This is a genomic window from Acinetobacter sp. ANC 4173, from assembly GCF_004331255.1.
GTDB lineage: Bacteria > Pseudomonadota > Gammaproteobacteria > Pseudomonadales > Moraxellaceae > Acinetobacter.
Window position 1 is genome coordinate 69,568 of sequence record NZ_SJOF01000016.1, and the last position, 19,903, is coordinate 89,470.

Consider the following 19,903-nt stretch of genomic DNA (forward strand, 5'->3'; position numbering starts at 1 on the left):
GATGAAAGTGAATGATCCGTTATTGGCGCTGGCAATAGGCGCCTTTGCCATTGGAACCACAGAATTTTCCCCCATGGGCTTTTTACCTGAAATTGCCCGTGATCTGAGTATTTCTATTCCGCAAGCAGGTATGCTTATCAGTGCCTATGCGATTGGGGTGATGTTGGGCGCCCCATTGATGACACTGTGGTTTAGCCGCTATTCCAAACGACGTGCCCTGATTCTGCTTATGCTGATTTTTACCGTGGGGAATCTTTTGGCTTACTTTGCCCACAGCTATTCCAGCTTAATGCTGGCACGCCTCATAACCAGTTTAAATCATGGTGCATTCTTTGGTATTGGTGCTGTAGTCGCCGCCAGTGTGGTGCCCAAAGAGAAACAAGCCCGGGCTGTCGCAGCCATGTTTATGGGACTGACCCTAGCCAATATTGGCGGTGTTCCATTCGCCACTTGGGTGGGGCAACATATTGGTTGGCGCATTGCTTTTCTGAGCATCGCTCTATTGGGCATAATCACCATGCTTGCACTCTGGAAAGCACTGCCCGAAGGTCAAGCCAGTGCTCGACCCAATATTGTTCAGGAACTCAAGGTACTCCGTCGCTTACCTGTGGTTTTGGCATTATTGACCACAGTCCTGAGCTCAGGCGCAATGTTCGCGCTGTATACCTACATTGCACCCAGTTTGCAAAACTTCACTCAGGCTACACCCAGCCTGATCACGTTCATGTTGGTTCTGGTTGGGATGGGCTTTTCAATTGGCAATCATCTGGGGGGCAAATTCGCAGATCGCTCACTGGATCGGACGCTATTGGGCTTTCTCAGCTTACTCTGCATCATGATGTTGCTGTTTCCATGGTTGGCGCAAACCGCCATTGGGGCAGCCATTGCATTAACCCTCTGGGGTGCAGCTGCATTTGCAGTGGTTCCCCCCTTACAAATGCGCGTTATGTCGGTTGCACATGAAGCCTCTGGGCTGGCCTCTTCGGTCAATATTGGTGCCTTTAATTTAGGCAATGCCTTAGGTGCACTGGCGGGTGCCAGCGTACTCAGTTTTGGACTCAGCTATACGGCGGTGGCATGGATCGGGGCACTATTAAGTGGTCTCGCCTTGCTGTTGATCGGCTTACAAAAAATGTTACTGAACAAACAGCTTGTGCAAAGCCAAACATAAAAAATAGAGCCTCAATGTCTTGAACACTAAATCCATGTCGATTTTAACATCATATTGACTAGCGTAATGCGATTGGCAAAGCTGCATAATTCCGCGGTTTTGCCAATTCATCCTTCATTTTTAACAACATTTGATATGGCTGCTGCTCGACAAATAAATTCACAGCACTCAGCGGAATAGAACCGTCTGGATCAGCATAGCCATAGGTCGAAACTTTGACCTTCTGCTTCCCCAGTTTCTGAAAGGTCCAATCACCTTCATAACGGCTTAAACGTACATAATTTGGATTTAACGGATAGCCTTGATTCACAGCCTTGTTTTGAATATGAATCATGCCTTGGGCATCTTTACTCATTTTCCCCTTTACCACCAAATCTCGGTCTTTTAAAGGAAAGGGAAAATCCAGCACCATATACAACAGAAACTCGCCTTTGCTGTCGTCACGAGATAAGACTTTGACACTGCCCATATAAGGCACCCATTTGGGCGCTTGTTCCACATCCAAAATCAGGGCAGCTGCCTTTTCAATCGGGACATCAAAATGGGTTTCGGCTTTATACAACACCACAGGGTTTGTACTATTTTGATAGGTCCAAACTTTGATATTTTGCTTGTTAATACTGAGTTTGGCATTGTCGATAGACTTGGCCTGTGCTGTAGCAAACAAGGCTACAGCACAGCAAGTGATGAGTTTTATTTTCATTTAATTCAGCTTTTTATTTTAATTTTATGCAAATGTTTTAGCAAATTCAGATCTGTGTTTTACACCTGAATATCATTAAAACCCAGTACATCTTTCATGTCATATTTGCGTGCGTCACGCCCAACCACCCATGCTGCGGCACGAACGGCACCCGAAGCAAAATTCATGCGGTTGGTGGCTTTGTGGGTAATTTCTACACGCTCACCTTCACCAATAAACATTGCAGTGTGTTCACCCACAATGTCACCGCCACGAATGGTTTGAAAACCAATGCTTTGACGTTCACGTGGACCAGTATGACCTTCACGGCAATATACGGCATCTTGTTTCAAGTCGCGACCTAAAGCATCTGCAATGGCTTCACCCATCATTAAAGCTGTACCTGATGGCGCATCGACTTTATGGCGGTGATGCGCTTCAATGATTTCAATATCGACGGTATCGCCAAAGACTTTTGATGCCAGTTCCAATAATTTAATCGATACATTCACACCCACAGAATAGTTGGCTGCATAGACCACAGGCGTATGAGTTGATGTTTCATCAAGAAGTGCTTTTTGCTCATCATTCATGCCAGTGGTACCAATGACCATGGCGACACCCGCTTCACGGCAAAGCTTTAAGTGCTGTTCGGTGGCAACAGGGCCAGTAAAATCAATCACCACATCACATACAGGTAAGATTTCTTGCAGACTGCCCACAATCTTCACACCAATGTTGCCAATGCCTGCAAGCTCACCGGCATCTGAACCCACTAAACTGCTTTCTGGTCGCGCAACCGCAGCAGCCAGTTGATAGCCCGCTTGTTGTACCGCTTGAATCAGAACGCGCCCCATACGACCGCCTGCACCCAATACCCCAATACGTGGATTTGTAGACATAATCCGTTCCTAATCTCGAATTTAAAATTGCCTTTACTATAGCAAAACTCTGGAACACGACTAAGTTGTAATCTAATTTTTTCGCAAAAATCTTGGTTGAATCGATTTAAACTTCAGATTGTCCTATCTCAACGCATCGAGATAGTGAAGAATTAGATCATGACGTAGCTTTATATCGAAAAAAATCTTTAAAAATGAAAATGAAGTCTCTCTTTTTTCACACAATTTACATCTTGCTTACGCAGACTAGCCATCACGAATCATCAAGATAAAAATTGTCAGGAGACTTTCTATGCATTCGAAAAAAATAATACTCGCTTTACTGTGTACTGTTGCTGCTCATGTGTATGCTGAACCTGCTGCCCAATCTGGCGACAGCGTTGACAGTTTGGCTGGGGTTAAAATTATGACCACCGTTAATGGTCAACCTGGAAGCCTGGCCGAACGTAAGGCAACCAATGCCACTCAAGCATCCGTGAGTGCAGCGCAACCACCTATTGAAGAAACGGTGAGTGTTGAAGCAATTGATGCCCCGATCGCACAATAAAACAGACATAAAAAAAGGGCATGTTTTACACGCCCTTTTTTTATTGCTTTGAATTAATCAAACAAACGATCAAAGAATGACTTTTTCTTTGGCGAAGAGTTATTGTCTTCACCATCTAAAGTCACTTGCAGTTCTTTCAACAATTCACGTTGACGCGCTGTCAAGTTCACAGGTGTTTCCACCACAATACGGCAGAGTAAATCACCCTGCATACTGGTACGTACAGGTTTGACCCCTTTGCCACGTAAACGGAACATTTTTCCAGTTTGCGTGCCTTCAGGAATTTTCAAACTCACACGACCTTCCAGCGTTGGAATCTCAATTTCTTTACCCAAAGCGGCATCCGCAATGCTTACAGGCACATCCATATACAGATCTGCACCATCACGTTGGAAAATTTCGTGTTCACGTACCACAACTTCTACGTATAAGTCACCCGATTGACCATCACGAATGGCTTCACCTTTACCGCTTAAACGAACGCGATCGCCATTGTCTACCCCAGCAGGAATCGTCACTTCTAAAGTTTGCTGACGGTCAGAGACACCTGAACCATGACATTTTTGACAAGGGTTTTTAATAATCTTGCCTTGGCCACGACAGGTACCACAAGTTTGCTGTACCGAGAAAAAGCCTTGCTGCATACGCACTTGACCTGCCCCATGACAGGTTTTACACGTTTCAACATCGTTCGGGTTTTTAGAACCTTTACCGTCACAGCTGTCACATGGTGCTGGCGCTGTAAAAGTAATGGTCTTTTTGACCCCTTTTACTGCTTCTTCTAGGGTGAGTTCCATAACATAACGTAAGTCAGAACCACGGCGTTGGCGCTGCTGACCACGTCCGCCCCCACCAAAGGCTCCACCGAAAATATCACCAAATTGGCTGAAAATATCTTCTGCACTGAAACCGCCGAAGCCACCTCCACCGCCGCCACCTTCAAATGCACCATGACCCATACGGTCATACATGCTGCGCTTTTCGCTGTCGGAAAGAATTTCATACGCTTCCGAAGCTTCTTTAAACTTTTCTTCAGCTTCAGGATTGTCTGGGTTACGGTCTGGATGATATTTCATCGCCAACTTACGGTAGGCTTTTTTAATTTCATCATCACTAGCGGTTTTAGCGACACCTAAAACCTCATAATAATCACGTTTAGCCATAGCTGGCGATGCTCCTCACGGAATTTCATTTGATACTGAACAATGCTCTGAAATTGGGGGTGAAACGTGATTTTACAAGGGGAAAATGCTAAAAAATTTACAAATTTTAGAAAACCGCTTTATTTTTTATAAACTTAGAAAGCCCTTTAATCCAAGCATTCAGTAGATATAAAAAGGCAATCAATCCAAATACCACGCCTGCAACAGTACAACCCGTGACCCAAAGCGCGCTATTCCAAGTGAAGAAACATAAAGGAATAAACCACAAGGCCGCAAATAAACTGAGTACGGTATAAATAATGATATTTCGTATAATCCAAAGGGCTTGGGCTTGTAACCAGACTTCAGTGTCCATTTGGGTCACTTTACGGGCAAACCAATAAGCAAAAATACCGCTGATAATGGTAAATAATGCCAAAAACATGAAGACATAAGAAATCGCGATAGAACGGCGATACTTGGTTAAACTGTCTTGCTTCATGTGCGATTAAACCTCATTACTACATCTTTGTTTTTTTTAATATGTAGCAAAATTCCTAAACTGAAATTTAATAAAAATATAAGGTGCTACTATATTGAAATTTTCGAACTTTCGCACCTGATATTACTAAAATATTTTGTACTAAGCGGTCTTTTTCACCTTAAACCATTGCGCATATAAAGCAGGTAAAAAGAATAGTGTGAGCAAAGTCGCAACTATTAAGCCACCCATAATCGCCACCGCCATCGGCCCAAAGAAAATACTGCGTGATAATGGGATCATGGCCAGAACTGCGGCCAGTGCAGTTAACAAAATTGGACGGAAACGGCGTACGGTCGCTTCAATAATCGCCTCCCATGCGGTTTGTCCTGCTGCACGGTCTTGTTCAATTTGATCAATCAAAATCAAAGAATTCCGCATAATCATGCCAGAAAGGGCAATCGTGCCCAACATCGCCACAAAACCAAATGGCTTATTAAACAATAACAAGAATAATACCACCCCAATTAAACCAAGCGGTGCCGTGAGTAAGACCATACTGGCGCGGGAAATACTTTTAAGTTGAATCATCAACAAGGTCATGACCACGGCCAAGAACAGTGGCATGCCCGCATTGACTGACTTTTGCCCGCGGGCCGATTCTTCGACGGTCCCCCCGACGTCTAACAAATAACCCGCGGGCAATTCTGCACGGACTTGCTGCATGGCATCGGACAATTCCGCCACCACCGTTGCGGGTTGTAATTTGGTACGAATATCCGCGCGCACGGTAATGGTCGGTAAACGATTACGATGCCAAATCAACCCCTCTTCAAAACGGTATTCAATTTTGGCAATCTGGGCCAATGGTACAAAAGTCCCTTGGGTAGTCGGTACTGCCAAACTGGCCAGTGATTCTACGCTCAAACGCTCCGCTTCATCGCCGCGTAAACGAATATCAATTAACTCGCGCTTTTCACGGTAGGGTTGCAATACCGCTCCCTGAATTGAACTATTCAGGAAATTGGCTAAATCTACGCTCGAAACTCCCATTTGGCGGGCACGGTCTTGATCGATCTGCAATTGAATAATCTTGCTGGGTTCACCCCAATCTAAATGCACATTGGTGGTATTCGGATTTGCCCCCACTACAGCAGCAACTTTTTGCGCCGATTGGCGAACCGAATTGAGATCTTCTCCCGAAATACGATACTGAATTGGATAGCCTACAGGTGGACCATTTTCCAATAAGGAAACCCGTGTCCGCACTTCAGGCAGTAATTGACGAATCTGCTGCTCTAGAGAGTGGCGAATGTCATTGCGATCATCTAAAGAGGATGCCAGCACCACAAACTGAGCAAAACTGGTTTGGGGCAATTGCTGATCTAAAGGTAAATAAAAACGCGGCGAACCTGTCCCCACATAAGCCACATAATTTTCAATCCCGTGTTGTTTCGAAAGGAAATGCTCGACTTTTTTCACGGCCGCTTCTGTGGCTTTGAGAGAAGCGCCTTCTTCAAGTTTTAAATCCACTAAAATTTCAGCACGATTCGACGAGGGGAAAAATTGTTGCGGCACCCATTTAAACATCAACACGGAGAGCACAAACATACCCAAGGTTGCGGCAATCACCGTTTTACGATAGGTCACACACCAGTTGACCCATGCGCGAAAACGTTGATAAAACTGGGTCTGATAGGGATCATGTTCTAGGCCGTGCACCATAACAGGCTGTGGCGCAGTTTTTTTTCTAAAGCGTGCCCAAAGCCTTTGATACCAAGGTGCTCGAGTCGGCCGTTGCTGAAAATCAGGCAATAACTTATCTCCCAAATAAGGGACAAACAGTACCGCAGCAAACCAAGACACAATTAACGCAATGGTCACCACCTGAAAAATGGAACGGGTATATTCTCCCGTGCTAGAAGCCGCAGTGGCAATCGGCAAGAATCCTGCGGCAGTAATTAATGTCCCCGTCAGCATCGGAAATGCCGTGGTTTTCCACGCAAACCCCGCGGCTTGCAAGCGGCTATAGCCTTGTTCCATGCGAATCGCCATCATTTCGATGGCAATAATGGCATCATCGACCAACAAACCGAGGGCTAAAATCAGTGCGCCTAAAGAAATTTTATGCAGCCCGACATCAAATAAATTCATGCCTGCAAAGGTCATGGCCAGTACCAGTGGAATGGAAAATGCCACCACCAAGCCAGTACGGAAACCCAAAGAAAAGAAACTCACCAACAGCACAATCATCACGGCCTCGGCCAAGACTTTCATGAATTCATGTACGCTGCGTTCAACTGCGACTGGCTGATCAGAGACTTTTTGTAGCTGCATCCCCAAAGGTAAGCTTTTCTGCAAGGTTGCAAACTCGGCCTGCAAGTTTTCCCCCAAAGCCAGAATATCGCCTCCCTTACGCATCGAAACCGCAATACCAATGCCGTTTTCACCCATAAAACGCATGCGTGGCTGGGCAGGTTCACTAAAGCCGCGATACACCTCTGCCACATCGCCCAATTGGATGGTTTGACCATTGACCAACAATGGCATTTTTTTCAGGTCTTCGACGTTATGCAACTGACCACTCACGCGAATTTGAATACGATCGGTCTGAGTTTCAAAATAACCTGCGCTGGCTATGGCATTTTGTTGCTGTAAAGCCTGCTGAATCGCAGTGATAGGAATGCCTAGTTGCGTGGCTTTGGTATTGGATAAATCTATCCAAATTTTCTGATCTTGCAGCCCAATTAAATCCACCTTACCCACATCTTGGACCCGCTGTAATTGCAGCTGTAAGCGGTCGGCATATTCTTTGAGTACCGCATAATCAAAGCCCTTGCCCGTGAGTACGTAAATATTGCCGAAGGTATCGCCAAACTCATCATTAAAAAATGGGCCTTGCACATCACTCGGCAGTTCATGCCGAATGTCATTGACCTTTTTACGTACGTCATACCAGACATCAGGAATTTGTGCCGAGTGCAACGAATCTTTCGCAAAAAAAGTGACCAACGACTCCCCAGGACGTGAGTACGCCATAATGCGCTCATAATTGCCTGTGCTCATGAGTTCTTTTTCAATACGGTCAGTCACTTGCAGCGACACTTGCTTCGCTGTTGCACCCGGCCAATAGGTTTGCACCACCATGACTTTAAAGGTAAACGGCGGATCTTCACTTTGCGACAACTTGGAATAGGACACCATGCCGACGATGCCCAACAAGATCATCAAATACAGAACTAAGCCTTTGTTTTTCAGTGCCCATTCCGACAGGTTAAAATTCATGATTTCGCTCCTGTCGCAGACTTGGTACTAGACAGTTGCACTGCTCGATTTTCTCGATCAATCGGGCGAATTTTTTGTTGCTCATGCAACAGATGTACGCCCCCAATCACCACATAATCCTCTGGTTTTAATCCTGATAACACAGATACTGTATCGCGCCCATAAGCCCCTAAGGTGACTGATACTTTATGGATTCGCGAATCTGGGTCAACCACCCACACAAAGGCCTGTTGTTCATTCGCCGACACACTGGATAAGGGCACACTTAAGATATTGTGCTGCAAGCGACTAAAAAAGACTCGTGCACTTTGCCCCAATTGAATCTCTTGACTCTGGGTCTTTAAGGCAACTTTTACACTAAAGGTACGCGACTGATCCGCCGCAGGAGAAATTTCACGCACATAACCCGCAAATTTTTCCTGTGGCTTCGACCACAAAGTCACCCATGCTTCCTGCCCAATACGGATGTCATTAATGGCTTGCTCAGGCACGCCAATGAGCACTTCACGCTCACCCGAAATCGCCAATTGATAAGCCGCTTGCCCTGCTGCAACCACCTGCCCTACTTCAATATGACGTGCGGTAATCACCCCTCTTTTGTCTGCAACGAGTTGGTTATAATGGGTCTGGTTTTGACTGACTTCATGGTTGGATTGCGCCTGTTTTAGACTGGCCAATGCAGCTTGATACTGATTATTCATCGCATCGTATTGTGAACGGCTCACGGCGTTCATTGGCAACAATTGCTTAAAGCGTGTCAGCTCCTGTTCTGCCACTTTCGCTGCGGACTGAGCACTTTGCAATTGCGCGCGGGAAGCATTTAATTGTAATTCAGCATCTTTTACATCCAGCTTTGCCAGAACCTGCCCAACCCGAACCTGATCGCCAACATCGACAAAACGTTGCATGACCTGCCCAGACACCCGAAATGCCAAATCCGTTTGTTGTCGAGCTTTAACTTCACCCGCATAACTTTTTTGTTCAGTTAAAGAAGTGGATGGTTGTGCCACCATAACAAAAGGAACTTGTTCTGTTGTCGCCTGTTCTCGACTACAGCCCCAAAGGGTCAAACTGGATAAAATTATAAGACTGGCAATTAAGGTCTTGGCAGGGTTCATGCGTTGTGCTCTTATCTAAATGTCATTTTTAGGGCAAAATACTATGCTGTTCTTTGAACAAATTTTAATTAATATACCATGCGGTACATTAATTAAAAGCCCTGTTTAAAGTAAATGACTTAATTAAGCGAAAGTGGAAAAATTTGTGCAAATGAATGTCGGTCGGCCCAAAGATTTAGAAAAGCATAAGCAAATTCTGCTGGCTGCCAGAAACCTGTTCCTAAAACAGGGCTATCATGGTTCGAGCATGAACCAAATTGCCCAAGAGGCTGGGGTCACTAAGCTGACGATTTATAATCATTTTCAAGACAAAGCCAGTCTATTTACCTGCGCGATTGAACTCACCTGCGAAAGTTTAATGGCAACACGTCCTTTTGAATTACATGCAGACAGCGATTTTGTTGAGGCTTTTGCTCAAGCCTGCCAAATCGCCTTGAACATTGTCTACTTACCCGAAGCAGTGAAACTGGAACATTTGCTGATTGAACTGGCCGCCGAACAAAACCCCTTGGCGCTGCAGTTTTATAATGCCTCTCATCAAAAAATGAGTGATGGCTGGGAAGCATTTTTTCAACAAGCCGCAGCATTCGGTTTTATTCAACATGGGGATGTCGAACAGCAACGCCTATTGCTGCTGTCTTTACTGCTAGGACTGCGCCATTTAGAAATTTTACTGGGTGTACGTGCGATTCCAACGCCTCAACAACAGCAGGAAATCATTCAACAAAGTATCGAGTTATTCATGCTGAAGTATGGATCGCATGCCTAGCGTCCATTTTGATTGTCTCTCAGCTTCATTCCATTATCCAATTGCTAGTTTTATCAACAAAAGCTTGCGACTTTTGTCGCTCTGCTACTTGGCATTCAATTAAATCGGGGTATAGTCAAAAAGAATAAGAACTGGAGAATGGAAAATGATTCAACAAATTGATGCTCCACTACGCGAAGACGTACGGTTACTGGGTAATTTATTGGGTGAAACCCTAAAAGAACATGCCGGGCAAGATTTGTTTAATCAGATAGAACAGATTCGGGCGTTAGCCAAAGGTGCACGTGATGGACAAGTTGAAGCCGAAAAGCAACTAGAGCAGCTTTTCCTCAGCCTAGAAGATGATGAAATTCTTCCGCTCACCCGTGCCTTCACACACTTTTTGAACTTCGCCAATATCGCCGAACAATACCATGTGGTGCGTAGCCGTCGCCAAAGTGAATTTGATCCTGAAGCCCCATCGCCGAATCCACTCGATCATCTGTTCCAAAAATTTAAAACCCATCAAGTCTCAGCCGAACAACTCTACCAACAACTGTGTGAGCTCAAAATTGAACTGGTGTTGACTGCACACCCGACAGAAGTGAGCCGTCGTACCCTGATTCAAAAATATGATGGCATTAATGACTGTTTATTTAAATTTGATCAGCAAAAACTCACCCCGCGTGAACGCCAAGCGGTATTAGATGACTTAAAACAACTGATCTGTTCCGCATGGCAAACCGATGAAATTCGTCAACATCGTCCAACCCCTATTGATGAAGCCAAATGGGGCTTCACCACCATTGAGCAAACCTTGTGGAATGCAGTACCCAAGTTCATGCGTGAACTGGATGGAATGGTGGAACAGCATTGTGGGCAGCGTTTACCGCTACATGTGGCTCCTGTGCGTTTTGCTTCCTGGATGGGCGGAGACCGTGATGGCAACCCGAATGTAACCCACAATGTGACCCAAGAAGTGCTGTGGTTGTCGCGCTGGAAAGCCGCCGATTTATATTTACGTGATATTGAAGACCTGCGTTGGGAATTGTCGATTCAAAACTGTAGCAATGAGTTAATGCAGGCTTTGGGTGCACCGCATCCTGAACCTTATCGTGAATATTTACGTGACACTCGCGAACGCTTAAAAATCACGCGTGAATGGTTGGCCCATAAGTTACAGGGGCAAGATCAGGTCTTGGATGACAGTCGCGTGATTAAAAGCAAACAGGAACTGTTACAGCCATTATTACTCTGCTATCGCTCTCTAATATCATGCAACCTGCCTGAAATTGCCAATGGAAAATTATTGGACTTTATCCATCGGGTCAATTGCTTTGGGATTGAATTATTAAAACTGGATATTCGTCAGGAGTCAGGACGTCATCGCCAAGCCATTTCTGCCATTACCGAATATTTGGGTCTGGGTAATTTTGAAACTTGGACAGAACAAGCCCGTCAAAACTTCTTATTACAAGAATTACAAAGCAAACGTCCGTTATTACCAAAGCATTTAAATGAACCTGAGCAAAGCCTGATTCTGCATCCCGATGTGCAAGAAGTATTTGCCACCATGCGGACCTTGGCAGAACAGCCTGCTGAAAGTCTAGGTGCCTATATTATTTCCATGGCGGAATACCCGAGTGATGTGCTTGCCGTGTTGCTCTTACAAAAAGAAGCCGGCATTCAACAGCCTTTACGTGTGGTGCCGCTGTTTGAAACTTTGAAAGACTTGGATGGTGCAGCGCATACCATGCAAACGCTGTTCAGTATGCACTGGTATAAGCAGCACATTCAGGGCAAACATGAAGTCATGATTGGTTATTCAGACTCGGCCAAAGATGCAGGCTTTATGTCTGCCAATTGGGCGCAATACCGTGCTCAAGAAGAACTCACCGCAATTGCCAAACAACATGCAGTACAATTGACCCTATTCCATGGTCGTGGTGGTTCCATCAGCCGTGGTGGCGCTCCAACCCAACAGGCACTATTTTCTCAACCTCCAGGTTCAATTTCTGGTGCTATTCGTGTGACTGAACAAGGCGAAATGATCCGCTTTAAATTCGGACTGGAAGGCATTGCGCTACAAAATCTGGAAATTTATACCGCAGCAACGCTCGAAGCAACCTTACTTCCACCGCCAGAGCCGAAAGCAGAATGGCGCGAACTCATGCATCGCATGACCGATCTTTCGGTACAGGTTTACCGTCAAACGGTGCGTGAAAATCCACATTTTGTGAAATATTTAAGAACGGTCACACCTGAACTGGAACTGCAAATGTTGCCATTGGGTTCACGCCCAGCCAAACGTAAAGTCAGTGGTGGGATTGAATCTTTACGTGCCATTCCTTGGGTATTTGCTTGGACACAAATTCGCTTAATGCTCCCTGCTTGGTTAGGCACAGGTGCCGCCATTAACCAAGTGATTGAACAAGGACATAAAGCGACCTTAGAGGAAATGTTGCAGCAATGGCCTTATTTCCAAACCCTGATTGATATGTTGGAAATGGTCTTGTCCAAAGCCGATGGGCATGTGGCATTGTATTATGAAACTCACCTGACCCAAGATGAGGACTTAAAGGCTCTGGGCACCACATTGCGTCAACGCCTACAAGATGCAGTTGAAACCCTACTCACCTTAAAAGATGAATCGAAACTGCTCAGTAGCAATGAAGTGCTGGATCAGTCGATGCGTGTGCGTAAACCCTACTTGCTGCCTTTACATCTGCTGCAAGCAGAACTCATGAAGCGACGTCGTTTATATCTGGCTGAACGTCAGGCTGAACATACCCCTGTCGATCATGCCTTAATGGTCAGTATTGCTGGGATTGCCGCAGGTTTACGTAATACAGGTTGATGCACGCGTCTACGGTTGGCAACCCGAAGTTTTTCGGTGTTGCCAATACGGCATTTGATTTTGCCTGAATTGGCAAAATAGTTCTTGTTACGTTCAATTTTCAGCAGTTTTTTTACATTGTTAAAAAAAATTTGAAAGATTGATAAAAAATATTTATTGCTGAGCAAAGCGGATAAATTGGATTTATCGACTATAATTTATAGAATAATATATTGATTTATGGTTAATTTAAAAATTAACATATTTTACCACTTGGTATAAAATTATTATAAATCAGACTTCTACTTAATCTAAAATTAAAAATCAATGATTAAATCACTCGAAAAGAAAGAGTATGATGTGCACAATTTATTTCTAAAGCGATCAATTTATGTCCAATTGGTTTCCCCAATGGCGTCCATATACAGGCAATGTCGAGACACGTCCTGTCGGAACAAATGAGTATCTTCCGCCTGTACAGAGTGCTGTACTGGGCATTCAGCATGCCTTTGCCATGTTTGGTGCGACCGTTCTTGCCCCTTTCTTGATGGGTTTTGACCCCAATCTCGCAATCCTCATGTCAGGGATCTGTACCATTCTGTTCTTTTTCATGACGGGTGGACGTGTTCCAAGTTATCTTGGCTCAAGCTTTGCTTTTATTGGCGTGGTCATTGCTGCAACGGGTTATGCCGCTTCTGGAACGGGTGCACCCAATGCCAATTTAGCCGTCGCCGCTGGCGGGATTATGGCATGTGGTGTGTTGTATGCCCTGTTTGGTCTAATGGTGATGGCAACGGGTACCCAATGGATTGAAAAACTCATGCCACCTGTCGTAACTGGCGCTGTGGTCATGATTATTGGTTTAAATCTAGCACCTGTGACAGTGAAAGGCGTGGCGGGCAATCCCTTTAATATGTGGATGGCATTGGTAACTGTGCTTTGTATGGGATCTATCGCGGTCTTCACCAAAGGCTTATTACAACGCTTACTCTTATTAATTGGCTTATTATTGGCTTATCTCATTTACTTTATCGTTTCGAATGTCATGGGTTATGGCACAGCCATTAATTTTACCCCAATTCAGCAAGCGGCTTGGTTTGGTCTCCCAACATTCCATTCACCACAGTTTGATGTGAACGCGATGTTGATTATTGCTCCAGTAGCTCTAATTTTAGTGGCAGAAAACTTAGGTCATATTAAGGCAGTTAGCGCCATGACGGGTGAAAACTTAGACCCGCAAATTGGTAAAGCCTTTTTGGCAGATGGAATTGCAACGACGCTTTCTGGCGGTGTTGGTGCACCAGGTATGACCACCTATGGTGAAAACATTGGAGTCATGGCAGTTACACGCGTTTACTCGACTATTGTCTTTGTGATTGCAGGTGTGTTCGCCATTTTCTTGGGGCTATCGCCAAAGTTTGGTGCCATTATTCACACCATTCCAACTGCAATCCTGACAGGTGCTTCCATTGTGGTCTTTGGTTTAATTACCATTGCGGGGGCCAAAATCTGGATTGAAAACAAAGTCGATTTTTCTAAAAATAAAAACCTGATGGTTGCAGCAGTGACCATTATTTTAGGTACAGGCGACTTTGCCTTACAATTTGGCAATTTCAACTTGGGTGGCATTGGAACGGCGACCTTCGCAGCCTTGGTTTTAAACTGGTTCTTCAGCTTAAAAGATCAAAGCGAATAAATATTCCAACACTTTATAGCAGCCTACGGGCTGCTTTTTTTATATTTTCAAGCTTTAACATTGCCTCTTAGCGATCAAGTTTTTAAGATGGAAAACTCAATATAAGATGAATTTATGGCTATGCGCCTCGACTTTTTTGACTTAACCTTATTCCTAAATATTGTCGAAACAGGCAGTTTGACCAAGGGTGCAGAACGTTCTGCAATATCCTTACAAGCCGCGAGTGAACGGATTAAAAAACTCGAACAACAGTTCTCTGTCTCGCTATTTACCCGCCATGCCACTGGCGTCAAACTCACACTGGCAGGTCAAATGTTTAATCAACATGCCCAAACTTTAATTCAACAACATCAGCAACTTGACCAGGCAATGCTGCCTTTTTCACAAAGGCAAAATAGTAGAATGACCCTGTGGTGTAATTCTTCAGCACAAAGTGAATATTTACCCTTGGTGCTGCCTGCATACCTCATGGAAAACCCACATTTACAGATTGAACTACAAGAAGCAGAAACCAATGACATTATTCAAGCCTTAAGCAAAGGGATCGCACAACTGGGCTTAATTTCGAATTTTTTTAATGCCCAAACCCTACAAACCTTAGAGTTTGCAGATGATCCTCTGGTATTGATCTGCCCACGCCAGCATCCCTTAACCCACCATCCTGAACTAAGCTTGGTTGATACCTTGGAACATGCCTTTGTCGGGTTAATGCAATATCACTCCTTACAGCAATCGATTGAAGCACAAGCCAAATTACTGGGCTATAGCATTCAGTATCGCCTTCGTCTTCCTAATTTTGGTGCAATTGCACAGGTCGTTGCCAATGGCGTTGGCATTGCCATCATCCCGAAACGGGCTGCCAAGCGCTTACAACAGTTGTATGCATTCCAGCAAATTCAATTAAAAGGTGCATGGGCAAACCGAAAGTTACTGTTGGCTGCACAAAACTTTGATACCTTAACTTTAGATTATCAACATTTTAGCCAATATTTAATTCAACAACGTCCTCAGCTTGACACCTTAACCAACACAATTAATGACTAAGTAGCATATACCCACCCAAGGTAATCAAACCACAGAAAAAGACTTTGCGAAATTTCTGCTCTGCAATTTTATAGCGTATCCGCGTGCCCAACCACATACCGAGTAAGGCAGGAATCAATGCCAAAACAGACCATAGATAATCAATCTCGAGGTGAGCCACAGGATTCTGCTGTAAAAATATAGCCAAACACATGGTCGATACGGTAAATGCCAGACCTAGGGACTGAACCAGATCATCCCGCTGCAAATGTAAAGACTGCAAATAAGGCACCACAGGAATGACCACAACCCCAGTTGCCACAGTCAATGCCCCGCCCAAATAGCCTATTAATGGAGATAAGATTCCAGCATAGCGCGACAAGTTTGGGATTTGTTTGGCAGCTAAACCATATAAGCCGTAAAGCAATAACATCCCGCCTAAAAGCGCTTCACTGTGAAATTCACTTTGACCTAGACGGGGGGAAAATACTCCAGATTGAACCGACAATAATCCCCAGCAAAAGCGTCCAGAACCGAGCTAAAACCCGCAATACCTGCCCTTCAGCAAATAACTGCCAAATATTGGTGACCATAGAAGGGACTATCAGCAATGCTGCCGCTTGATAAGGGCTAATCAACATGGTCAATAGTCCCATCGATACGGCAGGCAAACCTAAACCAATCATGCATTTTACCATCCCTGCCAGCAGAAAAACCACCACAATAAAACTCAGCACTGCTCTCTTCCTTAAAATATCCTAGTGCTATGCTAAGTCAATTCAGTACAAAGAAAAATCAGGCTTTTTTGAAGTCAGCCTCAATTTTTGCTTGAGGCCTCATCCAAGGATCTCATGATACAAACCCTATTTGAAACAAAAACAGACCCAAATTTCTCAACCACATGGTTATGATCTGAAATCATTACCATTAAGGTGCCGTCAATTGAAACAAAGCCGCATTTTTACCATCTTCTACTCCCCAAATTGAACCATCCTGTGCTTCAACCAAACCACGAATCCGCTGTTTCATGACTAATCGTTGCACTTCCTGTACAGGCACAGTTTGCGTATCTACCACAATAATCGCCTGTGAAGAGAGTCCACCAATCAATGCTTTATTGGTCCATTTCGGGAATTCAGAACCACGATAGAAGATTAAACTCGATGGAGAAATGACTGGGGTCCAACTGATTTCAGGGGCCTGAAACTCAGGACGGGTCGTATGATCAGGAATATCCAGCCCACTATAATGATCACCATTCGACACAATCGGATATCCATAGTTTGCAGCTTTGCGAATACGGTTGAGTTCATCTCCACCACGAGGTCCCATTTCAGCAACCCAAAGCTGTCCTTGTGCATCGAAGGTCATACCCAGAGGGTTTCGATGGCCTAGGCTCCAAACTTGTGCCGCAATCGGACCTTGAGCCATAAATGGATTCCCTGCTGCTGGCGAACCGTCATCATTCAATCGTAAAATTTTACCCAAATTGCTCTGCATATCTTGCGCAGGCTGAAACTTTTGCCGTTCACCAGAACTAATCCATAATTTCCCTGCCGAATCAAAGGCCAAGCGATGTGCATAATGACCTTGTCCCGAAACTTTGGGCACTTGTCGCCAAATCGGCTGCAAGTCGATTAATCGTGGTTGATGGGGCAGATGTTCATCTAAAACTGCACGAGCAACCACTGCACCATAGCCGCCTTCACCCTGTTCGGCATAACTGAAATAAATCATATGATTCTGCTTAAAATCAGGATGTAGCACCACATCACCCAAACCACCTTGCCCCCCATAAGCAACCTGTGGCACTCCTTGTACGGTTATTTTTTGCTGTGTTTTAGGGCTAAACACCAACAGCTTTCCTGATTTTTCAGTGATTAATAAGCGCTGATCGGGCAACTCGGCTATCGCCCAAGGTTCATTAAACGCCACCATTTTTCTGATTTTATAAGGCTGAGAAAGCCTAACTTTGGCGGCTTGCGAGTTTGGTTCATCTGCTGCCTTATCTTGTGCATGACAGGCTAAAATAGACACCGAGCTAAGGAATCCAAGCCACAAAAGTAAACAGTACTTTGAATAGTTCATTACACCCTCACTACAGGACTTATTTCTATTCAATCTAACCAAACCCTCTTCCGATAAATAGACCGAATATGTAGCTTTCCGACATAGCTAAGATTGAATTGATGTCAGCTAAAACGTACAAGGAATGCAGCAAAGACGCCTATACCCGAATCCGGTTTCAGGGTACATTGAACTCATACAGAAACAGGATGTTTCTTAGAATAACAATAAAGAGACGACAATAGGACGTTGAGGTATTACAGGAGTTTTACCTTTCATGAAATACGAAAAAGCCCCGATAGGATATCGGGGCTTTTTTATTTTTATCATGTCTATATCTCAAGAAAAAGAGCCTCATCAAGAGGCTCTTATCAACATCAACACCTTAACTATAGGATCTTTGTTTGGTCGTTTGAGATGTTGTAGGCACTTCAACCACTTCCTCTGCTAGATTCGTTTTAATTAAAGAAACCGCAAAAGCCGCAATAATTGCAGGAATCGCAACGGCAATGAAGTTCATTTTATGCGGAAGTTCCATGCCTAATAACATACCAATCACGATTGGACCTACAATGGCTCCGACACGGCCAATACCTGATGCCCATCCTAAACCCGTAGAACGAACTGCCAGTGGGTAATATTGCGCGACATAGCTATACAGCAAAATACTACAGCCAATCGAAGCTGCACCGGCCAATGCCACCAATAAATAAATCACTGGTTGTGGAGAATTAAAACCTAAACCAACAAGTGCCAATGCGCCTACAATAAGCATACTGATAATCACTGGTTTTAAATGGAAGCGATCGGCAAGAATACCGCCACCCGCTGTACCAATAACTGCACCAATGTTCAAAGAAAGCAGGAACATTAAGCTACTACCCAATGAATAACCCGCAGCCATCATGAGTTTTGGTAACCAGCTACCTAAGGCATAAACCATCAGCAAGCACATGAAGAAACAGCTCCAAAATAAAATGGTCCCCATCGCACGGCCATTTTTGAATAGCGCTGCGACAGAAGCATCCGGGACTTTAGCTTCATTGAGCACTAAAACTGTATTTGAAGTTACTGTTTCTGCAGGTACAAGACGTTGAATAATATCGCGTGCTTTTTCCATTTGCTGAGCCTTGACCAAAAAAGTGACTGATTCAGGTAAGAATTTCCATAAAATTGGCACAAATAAAAGCGGGATACCTGCAATGAAAAACATAATTTGCCAACCAAATGTAGGTGTAAATGTAGCACCCAATAATGCTGCCATAATCCCACCCATGGCATAACCGCTAAACATAGCCGTCACCAAAGTACTACGAAATTTTTGTGGTGCATATTCAGAAGTGAGTGCCACCAAGTTAGGTAAGACACCACCGATCCCTAAACCCGCAATAAAACGTAAAACACCAAATTCGGTTGGGGTAGACGCGAAACCACCCGCAAAAGTAAAACTACTAAACAATGTGACACAGATAATAATAACTTTTTTGCGACCAATTTTATCGGCCAACATACCAAATAACATGGCACCAAACATCATGCCTGCCAACGCAGTACTGGCCAGCATTCCCGCTTGTACTGCAGTCATTCCCCACTCTTTCATTAATAAGGGTAAGGCAACGCCATTAATCGCCAAATCATAACCATCAAATAAAACTACAAATAAACACCACAAAACAACCGTTAAATGAAAAGGTTTAAATCTAGCCTGATCAATTACAGCATTTACATTCATTGTTGTCGCTGTCATTTCTACTCACCTCCAATTGTGAGATTTTTATTGTCAACATACAATGAATAGCGGTTCATTTTTTGTCTAAAACCTCAAAGGTATAAAAATATACCTATAAGGTATTTAACCTATCAAATGGAACATTTCATCAGTAACCTAAGTGCTAAATAGATTTTAAAATCTAGTAAAAACGTTACTTATATTGCAATCATTAATAATTATTTATTAAAAATCATAGTTTTAAACTTAAACTCTCAAACAATAAGACTATAGTTAACTTGCTTTGCAAATTAATCATATTTTAAAAAGCTTTAATGAAGTATTCTTTTTAATTTCCAATAAAAAACACCCCCTAACGTTGGTTAGGGGGTGTTTGAATTAATGAGCTGGCGATGACTTACTCTCACATGGGTAACCCCACACTACCATCAGCGCTAAGAGGTTTCACTTCTGAGTTCGGGAAGGGATCAGGTGGT

At 44.1% G+C, this 19,903-nt stretch carries 14 protein-coding genes, 1 rRNA gene and 1 pseudogene; 6 read left to right on the forward strand and 10 right to left on the reverse strand.

Annotated features, from left to right (window positions below):
• Position 1: 1 nt before the first annotated feature.
• The gene (locus E0H94_RS16065; RefSeq protein WP_131327423.1) at positions 2–1,171 is read left to right on the forward strand and encodes an MFS transporter; all 1,170 of its coding nucleotides are present in this window, start codon (positions 2–4) and stop codon (positions 1,169–1,171) included.
• A 58-nt stretch (positions 1,172–1,229) separates the two neighbouring features.
• On the opposite strand, the gene E0H94_RS16070 is transcribed toward E0H94_RS16065, so the two are convergent.
• Positions 1,230–1,874, reverse strand: coding sequence for an START domain-containing protein (locus tag E0H94_RS16070; protein WP_131327424.1), 645 nt, complete (start codon positions 1,872–1,874; stop codon positions 1,230–1,232).
• 59 nt (positions 1,875–1,933) lie between these two features.
• Positions 1,934–2,755, reverse strand: coding sequence for a 4-hydroxy-tetrahydrodipicolinate reductase (gene dapB / locus E0H94_RS16075; protein WP_131327425.1), 822 nt, complete (start codon positions 2,753–2,755; stop codon positions 1,934–1,936).
• Positions 2,756–3,047: 292 nt separating this feature from the next.
• Here dapB and E0H94_RS16080 point away from each other — a divergent pair, with 292 nt between their 5' ends.
• Positions 3,048–3,302 carry a hypothetical protein gene (locus E0H94_RS16080; protein WP_131327426.1) on the forward strand — a complete coding sequence of 85 codons (255 nt, stop codon included), beginning with the start codon at positions 3,048–3,050 and terminating at the stop codon, positions 3,300–3,302.
• Between the two features lie 53 nt (positions 3,303–3,355).
• On the opposite strand, the gene dnaJ is transcribed toward E0H94_RS16080, so the two are convergent.
• From dnaJ to E0H94_RS16100, 4 genes are all read right to left on the reverse strand, one after another.
• Complete coding sequence (gene dnaJ / locus E0H94_RS16085; protein WP_131327427.1) at positions 3,356–4,465, reverse strand: molecular chaperone DnaJ; 1,110 nt, start codon at positions 4,463–4,465, stop codon at positions 3,356–3,358.
• A 106-nt stretch (positions 4,466–4,571) separates the two neighbouring features.
• Positions 4,572–4,946, reverse strand: coding sequence for a hypothetical protein (locus tag E0H94_RS16090; protein ID WP_131327428.1), 375 nt, complete (start codon positions 4,944–4,946; stop codon positions 4,572–4,574).
• A gap of 141 nt (positions 4,947–5,087) precedes the next feature.
• Positions 5,088–8,210, reverse strand: a complete 3,123-nt coding sequence (locus E0H94_RS16095; protein ID WP_131327429.1) for an efflux RND transporter permease subunit — start codon at positions 8,208–8,210, stop codon at positions 5,088–5,090.
• Positions 8,207–9,328: an efflux RND transporter periplasmic adaptor subunit gene (locus tag E0H94_RS16100; protein ID WP_131327430.1), complete on the reverse strand. Its 1,122-nt coding sequence runs from the start codon at positions 9,326–9,328 to the stop codon at positions 8,207–8,209. Before E0H94_RS16100 ends, E0H94_RS16095 begins: the two co-directional genes overlap by 4 nt.
• Before the next feature lie 145 nt (positions 9,329–9,473).
• Here E0H94_RS16100 and E0H94_RS16105 point away from each other — a divergent pair, with 145 nt between their 5' ends.
• From E0H94_RS16105 to E0H94_RS16120, 4 genes are all read left to right on the forward strand, one after another.
• Entirely contained in the window at positions 9,474–10,097 is a 624-nt protein-coding gene (locus E0H94_RS16105; protein WP_131327431.1) for a TetR/AcrR family transcriptional regulator, read from the forward strand.
• 145 nt (positions 10,098–10,242) lie between these two features.
• Positions 10,243–12,933, forward strand: a complete 2,691-nt coding sequence (gene ppc, locus E0H94_RS16110) for a phosphoenolpyruvate carboxylase (protein ID WP_131327432.1) — start codon at positions 10,243–10,245, stop codon at positions 12,931–12,933.
• A 370-nt stretch (positions 12,934–13,303) separates the two neighbouring features.
• Positions 13,304–14,608: a solute carrier family 23 protein gene (locus E0H94_RS16115; protein ID WP_131327433.1), complete on the forward strand. Its 1,305-nt coding sequence runs from the start codon at positions 13,304–13,306 to the stop codon at positions 14,606–14,608.
• 120 nt (positions 14,609–14,728) lie between these two features.
• Positions 14,729–15,652: a LysR family transcriptional regulator gene (locus tag E0H94_RS16120; protein WP_131327440.1), complete on the forward strand. Its 924-nt coding sequence runs from the start codon at positions 14,729–14,731 to the stop codon at positions 15,650–15,652.
• Here E0H94_RS16120 and E0H94_RS16125 read toward each other — a convergent pair.
• The 4 genes and pseudogenes from E0H94_RS16125 to rrf form a co-directional block, all read right to left on the reverse strand.
• Positions 15,642–16,329: pseudogene (locus tag E0H94_RS16125) on the reverse strand (sulfite exporter TauE/SafE family protein). The gene E0H94_RS16120 and the pseudogene E0H94_RS16125 overlap by 11 nt on opposite strands.
• A gap of 229 nt (positions 16,330–16,558) precedes the next feature.
• A complete protein-coding gene (locus E0H94_RS16130) occupies positions 16,559–17,719 on the reverse strand; it encodes a PQQ-dependent sugar dehydrogenase (RefSeq protein WP_131327434.1) in 1,161 nt (386 codons plus the stop codon).
• A gap of 364 nt (positions 17,720–18,083) precedes the next feature.
• The gene (locus E0H94_RS16135) at positions 18,084–19,445 is read right to left on the reverse strand and encodes an MFS transporter (RefSeq protein ID WP_131327435.1); all 1,362 of its coding nucleotides are present in this window, start codon (positions 19,443–19,445) and stop codon (positions 18,084–18,086) included.
• A 366-nt stretch (positions 19,446–19,811) separates the two neighbouring features.
• Positions 19,812–19,903, reverse strand: a 5S ribosomal RNA gene (gene rrf / locus E0H94_RS16140); the annotation flags it as partial.